The sequence below is a fragment of the Enterobacter sp. RHBSTW-00593 genome (genome assembly GCF_013784105.1).
Classification (GTDB): Bacteria; Pseudomonadota; Gammaproteobacteria; order Enterobacterales; family Enterobacteriaceae; genus Enterobacter; species Enterobacter ludwigii.
The window spans coordinates 3015222-3031035 of sequence record NZ_CP056393.1 but is presented as its reverse complement, the minus strand read 5'-3'; the positions used below and the strand labels follow the sequence as shown (position 1 = coordinate 3031035).

The window sequence follows — 15814 nt, the reverse complement described above, 5'->3', positions numbered from 1 at the left end:
GTTTAATTTCCTGACCGCTTGTTCTCAAGAATACCCTGATGAATAAAGATACCCTGTGACGTCATAAGATTGTCTTATATTGAAATGTTTCTCATATTTTCCATTGGGTTACATATAAGAATAAAGAAATATGATTCTTTTAGATGAGGATAATATTCGCGTGCAGCAAAAAAAGGGCTGAAAAGCCCCATAACACGCCGAGCGAAGCGTTAACTAAAAGGGTATTTTTTAAATGCCGCCTGGTTTTCGAAAACGTCGGCTACCGCTTGAATCTTTTTAAAATCCCCGGCGTTAACGACGTGAGGGATCATTGACTGAATAAATGTCCAGATAACCGTACTGGTAACAGCAACCTGATCGGCCACCGCGTTTTCCGGGCGTGCTTCCAGCAGCGCGTTCCATTCCCGACAGGCAGCCAGCAGTTGGTCGGTAATACGTTCTATCCACGGATTATGTTGTTTCTCCGCCGGGCGCAGATTGTGTTCGTACACATTTTGCACAGCTTTCTCCGCGGCGGCGAGGATAAAGCCCAGCGTCTGGAGATCGTTCGCCAGTGCATCCGGCGTCACGGGCAGGAGTCTCCGTTCAGGCGCGGCCTGAGCCTCAAAATAATTCAGTATGAGAGACGAGTCCATCAGACGTGTTCCATTTTCCAGAACCAGCGTTGGCGCTTTTACCGCAGGGTTAATCCGGGAAAATTCCTCAAATGTGCTGAATACGGACAACGGCTGGCTTTCAAACGCAACGCCATAAAGTTCCAGGGAGACCGCCACGCGGCGTACATAAGGAGAATCCATCATACCAATCAGCTTTATCATGATTCCCGTTTTCCTGTATGTGTGAAATAACGCTTCATTGAAGATGATAAACAGACATTACAATAAATTCGTTATGGCGAATATCATCAGTATCTTACGGCCTGAGTGAGTATTACTGCCAGATTGGCCGGTTAGCGTTTATCAGGTTCAGTCTATGAGGGCGTGGTTTCATGTCGGATTTTCCACCTATCGCAAGTTTGCGTAGTTTTGAAGCTGTGGCTCGCCTTGGCAGCGTAACGCTTGCGGCGAAAGAGCTTCACGTTACCCATTCCGCCATCAGCCAGCAGATTAAAGTGCTGGAGGAAATGGTGGGGGTGAAGCTGTTTATCCGTCATGGGCGAGGGGTGCAGATCAACGAAGAGGGGCGTCCCTAGGCGTTACAGGTGCGCGAAGCGCTGAATCATATCGCAGATGCCACCCGGTTAGTGCAGGTGAAACCGAGAATACAGGAACTGACGCTGGCGATGGTGCCGTCTTTTGGTTGTCACTGGTTGTTGCCGCGTCTGGAGCAGTTTCGGGAAAAATATCCATACATCACGCTGCGGATCCAGGCCAGTCTGACGATCACCCGCATGCAGCAGGAAGGGATAGATGTGGCGATACGCATGGGGAAAGGTAATTGGGAAGGAAGCGACTGCCATTATCTTTTTTCAGATGAACTGATTGTGGTTGCAGCACCCGGTTATAACGGCGGCGTCCTCCCGGCAACGCCAGCTGAGGTGGCGAAGAGTAAAATCATATTCTCCATGGAGTCGTGGAAAACCTGGTGTTTCAATGCGGGACTGGAAAAAGATATTGTGCCCGGCGGGTTATGCATTAACGACTCAAATTTAGTCCTTGAGTCTGTCAGACTCGGTAAAGGTATCGCGCTGGAGCGTCGCTCTCTGGTACAGGATGCCATCACCCGAGGCGAACGGGTCCAGCTTACCCCTTTCACTGCACCTTATCCCTGGCCTTACTGGCTGGTGACATCGCAGTTAACGGAAGCGAAACCGGAGGTGGCTCTCTTTGGTGAGTGGCTGGATGAGGAAGTGGCGGCCTGGCGTCAGTTGACAGGGCCTGTGGAAAGTAACGGCTAACAGAAAAGCAAAAAGCCTGCTTTAAAAGCAGGCTTTTCAAATTTGGCTCCTCTGACTGGACTCGAACCAGTGACATACGGATTAACAGTCCGCCGTTCTACCGACTGAACTACAGAGGAATCGTGTGAACGAGGCGCATAGTATCGACCTCAGTTCGTCTTGTCAAAGGGGGAAAACGCACTTTTCGTTCGTTTGCCGACAATTTCAGCAAATCGCTGATTTTATAGCAAATTCGCGCTGAAATTACACAGTAAATTGCGCCGCCCGCAGGCGGCGCGCAGGATTAGAACAGTACGGAGTAGTTCAGACCAAACGTACGGCCACGGCCTTTATAAGTATACAGACCTGGTGCACCGTAGGTTGGGCTATACAGCCCCGGCGCACGCTGACCCCAGGCGGTGGTGTAGTCTTTGTCCAGCACGTTTTCCACGCTGAAGCTCACTTTACCCACCGGCAGGTCGTAGCTGCCCAGGAAGTCGACCGTGTTATAGCCATCGATCTTCTTACCGTCGGCATCTGACACGTCAAAGGTCTGCGTACTCTGCACGCGCAGGGTCCAGTCGCCCGGTGCCCAGTTGACCCAGGCGCTGGCTTTCGACGGGCTGGCGCTGTCTACCGTCAGCTTCTCCCATTTACCGTTTTCGCGGGTTTCAGACTTAATGGCGTTAAAGTTCGCGCCGGTGCTCCAGTCGCTGTCGGTGAAGAAATAGTCCACCTGGCCTTCAATCCCGTAGATACGACGTTTGTCGTCTTCCAGGTTGATGGTCATGTCCGTCTTGTTGATGGTGATGGTTTTGTCCGAGAGCGAGTAATACGCCGCAACCTGCGTGCGCAGGTTGTCGCCGGTGTAGCGCCAGCCCAGCTCATACGCGTTAACCTTAATGCCGTCCAGCGTCGAGTCGTTAACGTTCACGCTGTTCAGCAGGCGATAGTGCCCGTCGACAAGCTGGTAGGTACCGGAGCCGTAGTACTTCGCCAGGTCCGGAATTTCGAAGCCCTGGGAGAAGTTAAACCACAGCTGCTGCTGTTCGGTCAGGCGGCCAAGGATCCCGGCGTTGAACAGGAAGTTGTTGTAATTGGTTTTCCCGCCCGGTACCGCGTCAGCCGATGTGGCTTTCCCGTTAGCGATGGCCTGTTGCTGGGTATAACCAACGAAGTCATCCACCTTGTTTTCGGTGTACTGATAGCGCACGCCGCCGCTCAGGGTAATGGCATCAATGTCGTAGCTGGCCTGCAGGAACGGGGCGAGGTTGGTAATGCTGTAACCCGGGTAACGGCCCACGTTATAGGCGTTCTCCAGATCCATACCGCCGCTTGCTGCCGCTTTGTCCAGATTGAAGAACTGCTGGTTAGCGTCGAAGGTTTCGTGGTCAGCATCCACACCCCAGGTCAGCGTTAAATCATCCATCGGTTTGCTGTTCAGCGTCAGCTTGCCGCCGTAAAAATCGGTTTTCTGCTGCGACGCACCGATGCTGCTCACCACGCCTTTGGTCAGTGTCGGGAACGGGTAGTAGGTCAGGCTTTCGTCACGATAGTAAATCTGTGCGACCAGATCCTGGCCCCAGAAATCGGTGTTGGAGTACTGCAGGTTAATCAGATGCCGCTCTGTGCCCGGCAGGCGGTCAGAGTTCAGGTTGCCTTTATTGTAGGCTTTGGCATCACCCGTAACCGCGGAGAAGTTTTCCCCGAGGAACAGGCCGTGCTTCCCGTCAGACTCGCTCTTGTAGTATTGCGTCGTAAGCTGCAGCTGCTGGTGATCGTCGATGTTGAGGGTGCCTGTTCCCATCACATCCAGACGGTCGGAATATTGTAATCCGGTCTGGGTGTTATCAATAATCACCTCGTTGCCTTTGCCGTCGTACCAGCCGCCGTAGCGCTGATACGATACTGACAACCGGCCAGAGGCATTGTCGTTGCCGCCGCTCACCGCGGCTGACACGTTCTCATCGTGATCGTTATGGCTGTTAAAGCCACTCTTTGCTCCGGTCTGGAACTCCACTTCGGTATCAGGCTGGCCTTTTTTGGTCACGATATTCACCAGACCGCCGGTACTGCCGCCGCCGTAGAGGGACGTGGCGCCGGAGATCACTTCGATACGGTCAATGTTGAACGGATCGATGGAGTCGAGCTGGCGGCTGTCGCTGCGGGATGAGTTAAGACGCACGCCATCCACCATCACCATCATCGAGCGGCCGCGCAGGTTCATACCGTAGTTGGTGCGGCCCTGGCTGCTGACGTCCATGCCCGGGATCAACTGCGCCAGCACCTCTTTAATCTCTTTTCCACCCTGAACCTGCTGTTCAATCTCAGCACGCTCAATAACCCAGGTAGTCTGCGCCATCTCCGCCACGCTGCGGTGCGCGCGGCTGGCGGAGACAACAATATTTTCTTCCTTTTGTTCTTCCGCCCACGCAGAGGTAGAAAGCATTGCAAGCAAGCAAGGATTTAAAACCCAAAGATGAGAACGTTTCATTGTTATGTAGTTCCTGAATGTGTGTGTCAGTACTCGGTGGTTCTTGCTAAAGATTGATAAACCTGGCTGCTGTCCGGGCGGGGAGTGCTTCGCCAGTGGATCACGCCAGGGGTGGTGGCCAGCTCAAACGGCTCGTCGTCGTGCGCGCGATTCAGAATACGCGCGGCGCGCCAGGCCATCAGGCTGAGCTGGGGTTCGGCAATGCCAAGACGGTGCATCCCGGCATTCACGGCGAACAGGCGGTTGCTCTGCGGACCGTCCCATTCAAGGGTGAAATCATTGTTGATGCAGAAGGTTTCGTCGGCGTCCAGACGCAGGCGATGGGAGAGCGGTGCCAGAAACGCAGGCTGCGCGGTGCGATAGCCGGTAGCGAAAATCACCACGTCGGTATCGAGTTGTTCACGGCCACCGTCAAGGTGATGCTGTAACGTCAGGCGCTTGCCGTTCTCCTGCTGAGCGATCGCGGTGACCGATCGAGAGGGCAGGAGGTGTGCCCACGGTTTTTCCCGCAGCACTTCGAAGCGGTGATACATGGCGCGATAAATCGCCAGCAGAGACTCCGTGGTGATGCCGTCGGAGGTCATCTTCTGCTCGTGCAGCATCTGACGACGCGCCTCTTCGCCAAGCGTGGAGAAGCTGTCTACATATTCCGGTGTGAAATACTCGTTGGCGAAAGCCGCTTCATCCAGCGCGTTATAATTGTTGCGTCGGGAAACCCAGTTCAGGCTCAGTGGCTGACCCCACTCCCCGCGGAAGATATTCAGAAACAGATCCGCACCACTCTGACCTCCGCCGACGACGGTGACGCGCTTGCCCGCTAAGTCCGGCGTGCGCAGCATCATCTCGCTGGCGTGGAAGCAGCTGTCATCCTGCGCCGGAGCGCAGTCAGGCAGGTTAATCTGTTTGCCAATTCCCACGCAGACGTGACGCGCCAGGAAGCGATCGCGCTGAGTCACCACGTCGAACAGACCGTTTTTTTCATCAAAACTGACCTGCTGTACCTGCTGGCTGAAGGACAGGTTGGTGAGGTTTTCCGCGGCCCAGCACAGGTAATCGGCAAACTCTTCGCGAGAGACGGTACGCTGCTCGGTGGTCAGAAAACGATAGAACTTTTTACGCTGCACCAGATAGTTAAGAAAACTGTGGCGATTGGTGGGCTCCACGGCGCTCACCAGATCTTTCAGGAAGCTGGTTTGCATATGGCAGTCCGGCACCATCATGCCAGGGTGCCAGGAGAAATGCGGCTTGCGTTCAAGAAACAGCGAACTAAAACCGTCCAGTCCTTCAGCCAGTGCGGCGATGCTGAGGTTAAACGGGCCAATACCAATGCCGATGAAATCATACGTTTTCATTGCGCTGACTCCTGGGAGACCAGAAAAAGAGGGTTATCAAGATCGGTGACATAGTTCGGCAACATGCGGCTGCCGCCGTCGTGTTCGGAGAAGGTCAGTTTGACCGGGTTGAGGATCACGCGAATAATTTGCGGCTTAAACAGATCAAACTTCGCAAAGCGTTCGGCGAGATCGGGATGCGCGGCCATATAGCGGCGCAATACCTCGGCCAGGATCTGGTAGAAACGGGTTTCGCTGACGCCGCTTCGCAGGGTAAGGCGTGAAATAAACCGCAGCACCGTGACAAAGTTACCGGTTTGCAGATCGTGAATGATGTAATCCGCACTCAGGCGCGCCGTGACGGACTTCACCTGTTCAGGCAGGCTTGCTGCCTGCGGGAAATCTTCATCCACCAGGCGCATGTCCCCCTGGAAATCTTTCAGCAGGATGCGTTGCGGGATGGCGTCTTTCATCACCAGCGTCACGTTCTGGCCGTGGGCGATAAGCGCCACGCCGTAGCGGCAGAGCAGGTGATAGAAAGGGATGACCGTCGCGTCAAAGAGCTTTTCCAGCCAGGCTTCAGCGGTCAAACCGGATTGGGCGATCCATGCGTCAATCAAGGGGCGTCCGGCGTTATCGCTCTCCATCAACGCAGCCATCAGCACCGCTTCTTCACCCTGCTGAAGATAACAGGACGGATTTTCGCGCCAGATAACCCCAAGCATCTCCTGATAGCGGTAAGGCGCTTTCGGCAGCGCGGCGTAACCCGGATGGGAAAGATACCCGGCCGCGGGCTCGCCAAGCACCTGCGCGCCACAGCGAATAAGCGTGGCATCGCTGGTGAACTGCTGCTGTAACCAGCGTGAGGCCAGCGGGCCAGCGGCAATGTACTTACCCGGAATACCGCGATAGCAGGAGGTGTTGTAAATGGTCAGCGGCAGCTTGATGTCAAACGGCGCGCGGCGGCTGGCATTGGTGAGGGTGCGCAACGATTGCTGCGCCAGGTACTCGTCGCCAAACTCGCCCAGCTCAACCATTTCGCCGCGCGCGAGTTGCGCCAGGAAATGGACTGCAATCTTTTGTTGCCACTGCCACGGATGCAGCGGCACGGGCAGCCAGTTATCATCAAGATCCAGCGCCTGCCAGCGGGCATCAAACCGGGCGCGCTCGGCGTTATCCATGGCGCTCGCCAGCAGAGTACTGATATCGCAATCAACATCGCTGCTCCAGACCAGGTGCGCACGTTGCACGGCGACCCAGTGCAGGCGAAAACGGCCACGGTATTCCGGGGCATATTGGCGTAGCGCATCCAGCCCCCAGCCGCGGCGTCCCTTGTTAAAGATAAACTTAGGATGGCCGCTCATCAGGCACTGTAATTCGTCCGGGTCGAGATGAATGAGCGCGTCAGCATCCAGCGTTTCGCGCGCCTGTAACAGCTGAATATCACCCCGCAGCGTGGCATAGAGATCTTCCAGATGCTCCGCGGTCTGCGCGTCGCTCATCTCCAGTACCGTCGCAAGCTGCAGCAGTGCAGTTTCTGCGTCCACTGCGTTACCGCTGACGGTGGTCAGGCTCTCGGGGTCGATATGCAGCCAGCCCCAGATCCCGCGCGTGGCCTGGAACTGCCAGGTCTCCGCGCCCATGGTGATTTGCCAGCGATTGTCTGCCAGCTGCCGGGCGCTCAGGGTGCGTTCATATTCCAGCTCGGCGAGGATTTTCGCCACCATGTCGCGGTTCACTTTCTGCCAGTACACGTTCACAGTCCCACCTCGCTGAAGAAGCGGTGACGCTGGTTCATGATGAGGCGCGAGCGTTTATGCGGGAAGTCGAACTCTTTCACGGTTTCGAAACCGGCAGACGAAAGATGGCGGAACAGGCGCTGGTTGTCGAAACGTGGCTCGGCAACGATGCGTGTTGTGCGTGGCTCATCCAGCCACAGATAATGGCTCAGACCGCGCAGCCAGCTGCGGATATACTGCGCGCCGCGCCAGTTTTCTTCCCCAACCAGCATGTGCAGGCCGCGGTCAAACGGCTGCCAGCGATAGTGACGGCCAATACGGTCTTCCGCCGCCCAGTAAATTTCAAAGTAGCCGAACGGCTGGTCATCAAAGCAGCCGATAAGCGGATAACAATAGGTCGAGTCGAGCTGACGGCGCAGGTAATTTTCCTGCTCCGCCTGCGGGCCGGCCATCTCCCAGAAGGCGTTAACGCGCGGGGTGTTCATCCAGCGGGTGAAACGTTCGCCGTCCTGCGCCACATCGGCCACGCGGAAACTCAGGGTGCGTTTAATCTGCGGGTCGTAACGGCGATAGACTTCGCCTTGCGGACGGTGAGGGCGCCGCGGGAAGTAAAGCTGACGGCTTTCATCGAACTGCATGCTGCCGTGGTTCTGGGGCCGTTCTCCCTTCAGCCACAGAGGCAACTGCCAGAACGTTTCGCGCGCCAGATAATCTCCGCTGGCAAGCGTAAACAGCGCCTGCGCCTGCGGTTCATCCTGCCAGGCGGACCAGGGGAGCGTGACGCCGGTCAGTGCCGGTGCGGCGATAAACAGCTGATCCAGCGCGTCGACTAACCAGCCTTCCGGGATACCACTCACGCGCTCAAGCACTGCGCTGCCGTCGAGACCTAACGTCAGGGGGAGAGTGTTCTCCGTTGCGGTACAGCGAAAGCCATAGCCAGAATGGACGATATTCGCGTGTGCCATCACGCCTTCTCCTTGTAAAACGGGTTGCTAAAGTCGAAATAGATCACTGCCGGATCGGCGATGGTGTTTTCGTTGCGATCGTGCAGATAGCAGAAAAAGTTGCCTTTACAGTTCCAGGTTGGGCTGTCGAGCACGTAGTCGAGGCAGCGGGTCTGTTTCGCTGTTTTGCGTAATTCGGCCAGTGCGTCACGCACCTGCGCCATCAGGCTCTCTTCGCTGTCGAAACCGGCGGCGGCGAGGGCGGCAGTCACGGCAAGCGTTGAGTTCAGCAGCAGGTAGTAGGGGAAGTAGCGCAGCAGTTGGCTTTCGCCAAAACGGTTTTCCACATCATGTTCACCCGCCTCTTTTAGCCATTCATCGGCGCCTTCAGTCCAGGCGCTGCCCTGACAATCGCGGTAGATCAGCCCGACGGGGAAATCCTGCTGCATCTCAACGAGGATATTTTGCTGGTGCGCCAGCAGAACCAGGCCGTAATCCGCTTCAGCGCTAAACAGCGGAAGTAAGACGCGATCGCAATACGCCTGCACCCAGCAGCGCGCAGCCTCGGCGAGGGGTAAATCCAGGCGATGGCTCAGACGACGTACCGCCGCAACCAGCAGACTGTCACCTCCGTCCGGTGCCGCCTGCGTCAGGCTCACCAGTACGTTGGTCTGGTTGTCTGGCGTCTCGAACAGCAGGTTCACGCGAAGGGCCATCAGGCTCTCTTCCTGGATGACGCCATTTTCATCACGCAGCCCCGCCCAGCCGTCTTCCTGCATAACACGCAGGGTCGGGTAGCGTGCCTGTAAGGTCTGCCAGCGCGCTGTCTTAGCCAGACGCGCCAGGCGCATACCGCGTTTAACCTCTTTCACCGACAGCGTGCGCACGGAGTTGGTCAGGCGCACGCTGAGGGAAAACTTGATCATGTCGCTGTTGGTTTCGCTGTACAGCGAGCGTGAGGAGCTGGTGGGCAGCCACTGCGCGCCCGCTTCGCCCAAATCCTGCAGATCGCCGTTAGCCACAAGACGCTGGCACCAGGCCTGACCCAGCAAATGCTCGGCCTGCCACGGATGCATCGGCAGCAGCCAGCAGGTATCGGTGAAGTGACCGAGGAGCTCAGGGGCACTCTGCGCTGCGAAGCGCAGCAGGCGTTCGCGAAGAGAGACGGCCAGGCTGTCGCCGGCAATCAATTCACGCTTAACCGCAAACCAGCGCAGCGGGAAGCGGGAGGCAAAATCAGGCAAATAGCGGCGCGCTTCACTTTCGTTAAACGGCTCGTGAGATTTGGGGGCCGGGTGAAACGCATGCCCCACCAGCAGCGCCTGTTCTGCTTGCGCAAAATTCAGCGGTTTGTCACGCAGGTTTGCCCAGTTGTGGCGCAGATCTATGGCCTGCCAGGTGTGGGCATGGCTTTCAAGGGCGCGTTGCTTAAAGCGAGCCAGCGTTTCGGTATCGAGTGAGCCTTTAACTGAAGGTTTTTCCAGAATTAAGTCAATCAGTTGCGTGAAAGTGACGGCGTCACCGCTATCGCTGTCGCGCTGGATAAGCATCGCCGGAAAGTGATACTGATGATGCTGAGTTGGAGAGAAATAGCGTACCGGAACCCGAATGGCCTGGGTTGAAGAGAGCGGAATATGAATCTGCGATAGCTCATCCGCAACGGTAGCGGGGAGATAGCGCCAGTCCTTCGTTTCACGCAACAGGGCGTTCAAAAAACACTGGGCCGCAACGTCTGTACCGGCGGAGCGGGGCAGAGTACGCATAGGTGTACCTCATTCCATGATTGATAATAATTATCGTTATGATATGCATTCTGTTTACAGTCGCAACTATTTTTGCAATATTTGTTTTCATAAACTTCATGATTTCCACACATTTATTGACACTATGTTCACATTCTCATGCGCACTTACCCTGAAACACTGACGGAAAACCTCACCCCGAAAGCGAACTGGCCACTGGCGTTATGCGCCGGATTGTTAGGAATTGGGCAAAACGGTTTGCTGGTCATGCTGCCGCAACTGGTCACCCTGACCGGGTTATCGCTCTCCGTCTGGGCGGGGCTGTTAATGTTCGGCTCCATGCTCTTTTTACCCGCATCGCCGTGGTGGGGACGCCAGAGTGAGCGACACGGCTGTAAGGTCGTGATGCAGGCCTCGCTAAGTGGCTATCTGGCGAGTTTCGTCGTGATGGCGCTGGTGGTCTGGGCGATGGCAAGCGGGATGATGAGTGCTGTCTGGGGGCTGGCGGGCCTGATCCTGTCGCGTACGCTGTACGGCCTGACCGTCTCAGGGCTGGTGCCCGCGGCTCAGACATGGGCCATTCAGCGCGCGGGTCTGGATAAACGCATGGCCGCGCTGGCGACCATAAGCTCCGGCCTCAGCTGCGGTCGTCTGCTGGGGCCACCGCTGGCGGCGATGATGCTCAGCGTCAATCCGGTGGCTCCCCTCTGGTTGATGGCGATTGCACCGTTTATTGCTCTCCTGCTGGTCCTTCGAGAGGTCGCCGATCCGCCGCTGCCGCCGGTCGCGCATCAGGCGACGCGTGTGCAGGTTTCAATGCTGCCGTACCTTGTGCTGGCGTTGCTTCTGGCCGCACTGGTGAGCCTGATGCAGCTTGGCCTGTCACCGCATCTCAGCCCTCTGCTGGACGGTAACCCACGAGAGGTGAGCCATCATGTCGCGCTGCTGCTGAGTCTGGCCGCGCTGGCAACCCTCGCTGCGCAATTTCTGGTGGTCCGTCCGCAGCATTTCAGCCCGGTGACATTGCTCTGCCTGGCCGCGGTACTGATGGTGACGGGACTGGGGCTAATGTGTATTGCCGGGCTGGTGTTGTTCTACGTGGGAATTGTCATGACGTCGCTGGGAGCCGCCATGGCGACGCCGGGATATCAGCTGCTGCTGAATGAACGGCTGACCACCGGAAAAGGGGCGGGAGTGATTGCCACCAGCCACACGCTGGGCTACGGCCTGAGTGCGCTGCTGGTGCCTGTCGTCACGCGTTTATTCGGCGAGGTATTTTTAACGCAGGCCGCCTGGGTGATGGCGCTGATGTTTCTGGTGATGAGCCTATGGGTACGGGCGGTCAATCGTACCCATGTCGACCCGTCTTAATGGAGCTGGTGAGATGAATTGCCGGCAGGATCCTCATTTTGCCGCAGACGCAGCAGAGGGTCTTGCTGATAAAACTGACAGAACCGTTGCCACAGGGCCGGGAAACGGGGGGCGAAAAGCTCAGGCGCGCTAAAGAAATATTCTGACAGCACCGCAAAGCACTCCGCAGGATCGGTTGCCGCATAGGCATCGATGCTGGCGGCACTTTCGCCCACCAGATCTATCTCATCCTGGATATTATCCATTGCCGCATGGAGATCGTGTTCCCAACCTGCAACCTCACGAAGCGGGATCAGCGGTACACCGCTGGCGCGATCCCCGTTGCGGGTATCCAGCTTATGCGCCACTTCGTGAATGATCAGGTTAAAGCCTGATGCGTCGAACGAGTCCTGAATATCAAGCCAGTTCAGAATGATCGGTCCTTGCTGCCAGCTTTGCCCGGACTGCACCACCCGTTGGTTATGCACCAGGCCGAAATCGTCCTGCCATTCATCGTCCACCACAAACGGTGCAGGGTAGATGAGTACTTCATGGAAGCCATCCAGCCACTCAATACCGAGTTCCAGTACCGGCAGACAGAAAAGCAGGGCGATACGCGCGTTTTTCAGGGGATTCAGCTCGAAGCCCTGCAGCGGAACCAGACGTTTTTGCTGCAAAAAGCGATCCGCCAGTTGAACCAGTTTTGATTGTTCATCCGGCTGAAGATTAGCCAGAACAGGGATCGCCAGCGCTTCATCCCACGGCAGCGCCATATTTCGGCCAGCGTCATTCGTTTTCCAGGGCCACTTAATCATCGCTTTGCTCGCAAACTCGTCACTTGAACAAAAGGGGAAGGTAAGGTTCTGTTAAAATGCCAGACATTCGGTCATTGCTTCAATTCCAGCCTGGATAAACTATCACTTCGTACGTAACGGTGGATAGCGGTTTGCTGGTATCACCTTCATTTTGTGAACTCAGTCGAAGCCTAATCTTATGACACTTACCCCATTATGGTCAGCGTGAAAACCAACTCCTTAAGGGATTTCGGCGCTTCACCGGTTGCGGCAGGACAATAAGCCGCTATTATTTTTGACTTTCGTTCGTATTGCCAGACAGGACATTCAGACGCTATGCCCGTAAATTTTGACCTTAACGATCTTTATGCTTTCAGAGCGTTAGTGGAATACGGCAACTTTCGGGTTGCTGCTGAATCTATCTGTTTGTCCCCGTCAGCACTGAGCCGCAGGATTGAAAAACTGGAGGCGGCGCTGGGAGCGAAGCTGTTTGACCGGACCACCCGCCACGTGGCTCTGACACTGTACGGGCAGAACTTTGCTGAACGTTCAGCGCAGTTGCTCGATAACGTTGAGTCCATGCTGGCTGATATTGATAAAGTGAGTGAAGAGCGGACCGGGCTGATTACCGTCGCTACGGTACCGTCTGCGGCCTATTACTTTATGCCGGATGTCATTCGTCGCTTTCAGTCCCGTTATCCGCGTGTCCGGATTAAGCTCATCGACAGTAGCGCGGGGAATGTCATTGACGCGGTTGCCCGTAGCCAGGCGGATTTCGGGATCTGTTTCGCCGGGAGTTTGCCCTCTGAAATCGAGTTTTTCCCCCTTGTGGAAGATCGCTATGTCGCCGCGTGCAGGCGCGATCACCCGCTGGCAAAAAAGACTCACCTGACGTGGCAGGCGTTTTATCAGCAGGACTATATCATCCTCGACAAAACGTCAGGCAACCGTAACCTGCTCGACCAGATGCTGGGGGATATCGTGCCTGCGCGTCCCAGCGTTTGCGAAACGCGCCATGTGACCACGATGCTCGGTATGGTAGAGGCGGGCATCGGCATTGCTGCCGTGCCCGCCATGTCGATGCCGACGTCAGAGCACTCGCTACTGACGTCTGTCCCGCTCGTGGCGCCGGAGGTGAAACGCACTGTGGGGCTTATCCGACGCCGGGGGCGTATCCAGTCTTACATTGCGGCTGAACTGGAAAAACACATTACTGAGCAGTACCGCGGGACGTGACGGGGCTCATCCCCGTGTCGCGAATCACGGCGCTGGACTGTGTCGAGGAAAGGTAATCCAGCAGCGCTTTCCCTTCGCCAGGATGGTCGGCGTGGCGGGTCACGGCGCCAGCAAAGCGGGTGATGTATTGCAGGTTGTCCGGGAGTTTGCCAATAAACGTCACTCCCGGAATCGGCAGCAGTTCGCTGACCTGCTGGAAACCTACCGCGTATTTCCCTTTCGCCACTTCTTCGGCGACGGGAATGCGCTCAACCTTCTTTGCTTTACCCATCACCTCTTTTTCAATCCCCAGCGTTTTGAACAGCGTCTGGCTGACGTATCTGCCGCTGGCGCTGTCGGAGTAGGCGATGGACTCCGCCTGAAGCAGCGTATGGCGAAGTTTCGCCTCGTTACTGATATCCGGGACGTCAGCGCCTTTTTTTACCACCATACCGACAGGGGAGTCCGCAAGTTCCGTGCGCGAGCCAGGCTGAGTCAGGTTGTCCTTTTCAAGTGTTGCCAGCGCATCGCCCACCATGATCACCACGTCGGCTTTTTCCCCGCGCGCAAGCCGGTTAGGAATTGCCTGCGGAGTCGTTCCCATAGACGGGCCGGGAATGAGCACAATGTTATCTCCGGTCTGGCGTTCATATTCCGGTGCCAGCTTTTCAAGGGCGGCTTTAAAACCGCCTGAGATCATGACCGTCACCTCTTTCGCTGCGGCACTGAAGCTCAGGATGGTCAGTATCAACGCGCTGGTGGTCAGTCGAGGAATCAGTCTCATGCCGCCCCCTCTGATTTCACGGTATTTTGCAGCGTCACTGCACGACGACGGTACAGGTAGAGCGTTGCCAGCAGGGCGCATACCGCGGCGAAACTCATCCAGTAGCCGGGAGAGGCTTTATCCCCGGTATATTCAATCAGCGCGGTAGACATTACCGGCGTGAACCCCCCAAATACCGCCGTTGCCAGACTGTAGGCTAGAGAGAACCCCGCCACGCGAACTTCAGAAGGCATGATCTCCGTGAGCGCCGGGATCATCGCACCGTTGTACAGGCCATAGAGGAAAGAGAGCCACAGCAGGACGCTCAGCATCATTGAGAAGCTCGGTGCCTGCGCCAGCAGCGTCAGTGCCGGGTAGCTCGTCGCCAGAGCCAGCAGCGTCATGGCGATAAGCACCGGTTTACGCCCAAAGCGGTCCGACAGCGCACCGCCTACTGGCAGCCAGATAAAGTTGGAAATTGCCACCAGAAGCGTGACCAGCAGGCTGTCCGAAGCGCTGAGCATCAGCACTTTTTTCCCGAAAGTCGGCGCGTAAACGGTGATCAGATAAAAGGCCGTGGTGGTCATTGCCACCATCAGCATGCCGGCAATGACCACCTGCCAGTTACCGAGCAGGGTTTTAAAGACCTGATGCATCTCCAGATGATGGCGGCGTGCGTTGAACTCCTCTGTCTCTTCCAGCTTGCGGCGCAGGAAAAAGATAAACGGTACGATTAAACAGCCGACCAGGAACGGGATACGCCAGCCCCATTCACGAATGGCGCTCTCTGCCATCAGCGCATTCAGCGCAAAACCCATGGCTGCCGCAACCATAATCGCGACCTGCTGGCTGCCGGACTGCCAGCTGGTGTAAAAACCTTTGCGGCCAGGCGTGGCAATTTCTGCCAGATAGACCGATACGCCACCCAGCTCCGCTCCGGCAGAAAACCCCTGCAACAGTCGGCCAGTCAGAACCAGTAACGGTGCCCACAGACCTATGCTGTGATAAGACGGAATAAGCACGATCAGGAAGGTACCCGCCGCCATAATCGACAGGGTCACGATGAGTCCTTTTCTGCGCCCAACCTTGTCGATATAGGCACCCAGTACGATTGCCCCGATGGGGCGCATTAAAAATCCTGCGCCGAAGACGGCAAACGTCATCATCAGGGAAGCAAATTCACTGCTCGCCGGGAAAAAGGTATGCGCGATGTAGGTCGCATAAAAGCCGAAGAGGAAGAAGTCGAATTGCTCGAGAAAGTTGCCGGACGTCACGCGAAGTATCGCGCCCGCTTTCGAGCGAACGGTTGCAGTTGAGGTTGAGGAAAACATGGTTATCTCCAGTTTATTGTTGACGTTTTGCTCGTCTGTTTCTGAAAACTGGATCAAGAACCCCAAATTTATAAGCGCAATTAATACATGGACTGATGCATTTAACGCATCAATAGCGCGTGGTCGATCGGGAGTGATTGTCGTAACAACAACTTAACAATTAATTGATTTTTTATTCACCAGTTTGGGTAAGTCACTGATATTGCCGTTTTGTGACATCGCGCAGAGGCACCCT

11 protein-coding genes, 1 tRNA gene and 1 pseudogene are annotated in these 15814 nt (G+C 56.1%); 3 read left to right on the top strand and 10 right to left on the bottom strand.

All coding sequences use genetic code 11. The annotated features are described in order from the left end of the window. Window positions 1–209: 209 nt before the first annotated feature. Complete coding sequence (locus tag HV242_RS14385) at window positions 210–818, bottom strand: glutathione S-transferase family protein (RefSeq protein ID WP_063858303.1); 609 nt, start codon at window positions 816–818, stop codon at window positions 210–212. Window positions 819–988: 170 nt separating this feature from the next. Between HV242_RS14385 and HV242_RS14380 the strand changes: the two are divergent. Further along, window positions 989–1897 (top strand): annotated as a pseudogene (locus HV242_RS14380) (LysR substrate-binding domain-containing protein). A 43-nt stretch (window positions 1898–1940) separates the two neighbouring features. Here HV242_RS14380 and HV242_RS14375 read toward each other — a convergent pair. The 6 genes from HV242_RS14375 to HV242_RS14350 all read right to left on the bottom strand — a co-directional run bounded on the left by HV242_RS14375 (window position 1941) and on the right by HV242_RS14350 (window position 10147). Next, window positions 1941–2016, bottom strand: a tRNA-Asn gene (locus HV242_RS14375). 164 nt (window positions 2017–2180) lie between these two features. Next, on the bottom strand, window positions 2181–4370 hold the full coding sequence (locus HV242_RS14370; RefSeq protein WP_014170770.1) for a TonB-dependent siderophore receptor: 2190 nt from the start codon (window positions 4368–4370) through the stop codon (window positions 2181–2183). 26 nt (window positions 4371–4396) lie between these two features. Next, the gene (locus tag HV242_RS14365; RefSeq protein WP_014170769.1) at window positions 4397–5722 is read right to left on the bottom strand and encodes a lysine N(6)-hydroxylase/L-ornithine N(5)-oxygenase family protein; all 1326 of its coding nucleotides are present in this window, start codon (window positions 5720–5722) and stop codon (window positions 4397–4399) included. Next, the gene (gene iucC / locus HV242_RS14360) at window positions 5719–7461 is read right to left on the bottom strand and encodes an IucA/IucC family protein (RefSeq protein ID WP_074172473.1); all 1743 of its coding nucleotides are present in this window, start codon (window positions 7459–7461) and stop codon (window positions 5719–5721) included. Before iucC ends, HV242_RS14365 begins: the two co-directional genes overlap by 4 nt. Beyond that, complete coding sequence (locus HV242_RS14355) at window positions 7458–8405, bottom strand: GNAT family N-acetyltransferase (RefSeq protein ID WP_063858304.1); 948 nt, start codon at window positions 8403–8405, stop codon at window positions 7458–7460. The genes iucC and HV242_RS14355 overlap by 4 nt, the downstream gene beginning before the upstream one ends. After that, window positions 8405–10147 carry an IucA/IucC family protein gene (locus HV242_RS14350; protein WP_047744881.1) on the bottom strand — a complete coding sequence of 581 codons (1743 nt, stop codon included), beginning with the start codon at window positions 10145–10147 and terminating at the stop codon, window positions 8405–8407. Before HV242_RS14350 ends, HV242_RS14355 begins: the two co-directional genes overlap by 1 nt. Before the next feature lie 138 nt (window positions 10148–10285). Between HV242_RS14350 and HV242_RS14345 the strand changes: the two genes are divergently transcribed. Continuing rightward, a complete protein-coding gene (locus tag HV242_RS14345; RefSeq protein WP_032680667.1) occupies window positions 10286–11497 on the top strand; it encodes an MFS transporter in 1212 nt (403 codons plus the stop codon). On the opposite strand, the gene mtfA is transcribed toward HV242_RS14345, so the two are convergent. After that, on the bottom strand, window positions 11494–12291 hold the full coding sequence (mtfA, locus tag HV242_RS14340) for a DgsA anti-repressor MtfA (protein ID WP_063858306.1): 798 nt from the start codon (window positions 12289–12291) through the stop codon (window positions 11494–11496). The genes HV242_RS14345 and mtfA overlap by 4 nt on opposite strands. Before the next feature lie 315 nt (window positions 12292–12606). On the opposite strand from mtfA, the gene HV242_RS14335 reads away from it, so the two are divergent. Next, a complete protein-coding gene (locus HV242_RS14335) occupies window positions 12607–13506 on the top strand; it encodes a LysR family transcriptional regulator (RefSeq protein ID WP_063858307.1) in 900 nt (299 codons plus the stop codon). On the opposite strand, the gene HV242_RS14330 is transcribed toward HV242_RS14335, so the two are convergent. Together HV242_RS14330 and tcuC are read right to left on the bottom strand one after the other, a co-directional pair. Then, on the bottom strand, window positions 13481–14269 hold the full coding sequence (locus tag HV242_RS14330; RefSeq protein WP_063858308.1) for a substrate-binding domain-containing protein: 789 nt from the start codon (window positions 14267–14269) through the stop codon (window positions 13481–13483). The genes HV242_RS14335 and HV242_RS14330 overlap by 26 nt on opposite strands. Then, window positions 14266–15579: an MFS transporter gene (gene tcuC / locus HV242_RS14325; RefSeq protein WP_044866317.1), complete on the bottom strand. Its 1314-nt coding sequence runs from the start codon at window positions 15577–15579 to the stop codon at window positions 14266–14268. The genes HV242_RS14330 and tcuC overlap by 4 nt, the downstream gene beginning before the upstream one ends. Window positions 15580–15814: the final 235 nt, after the last annotated feature.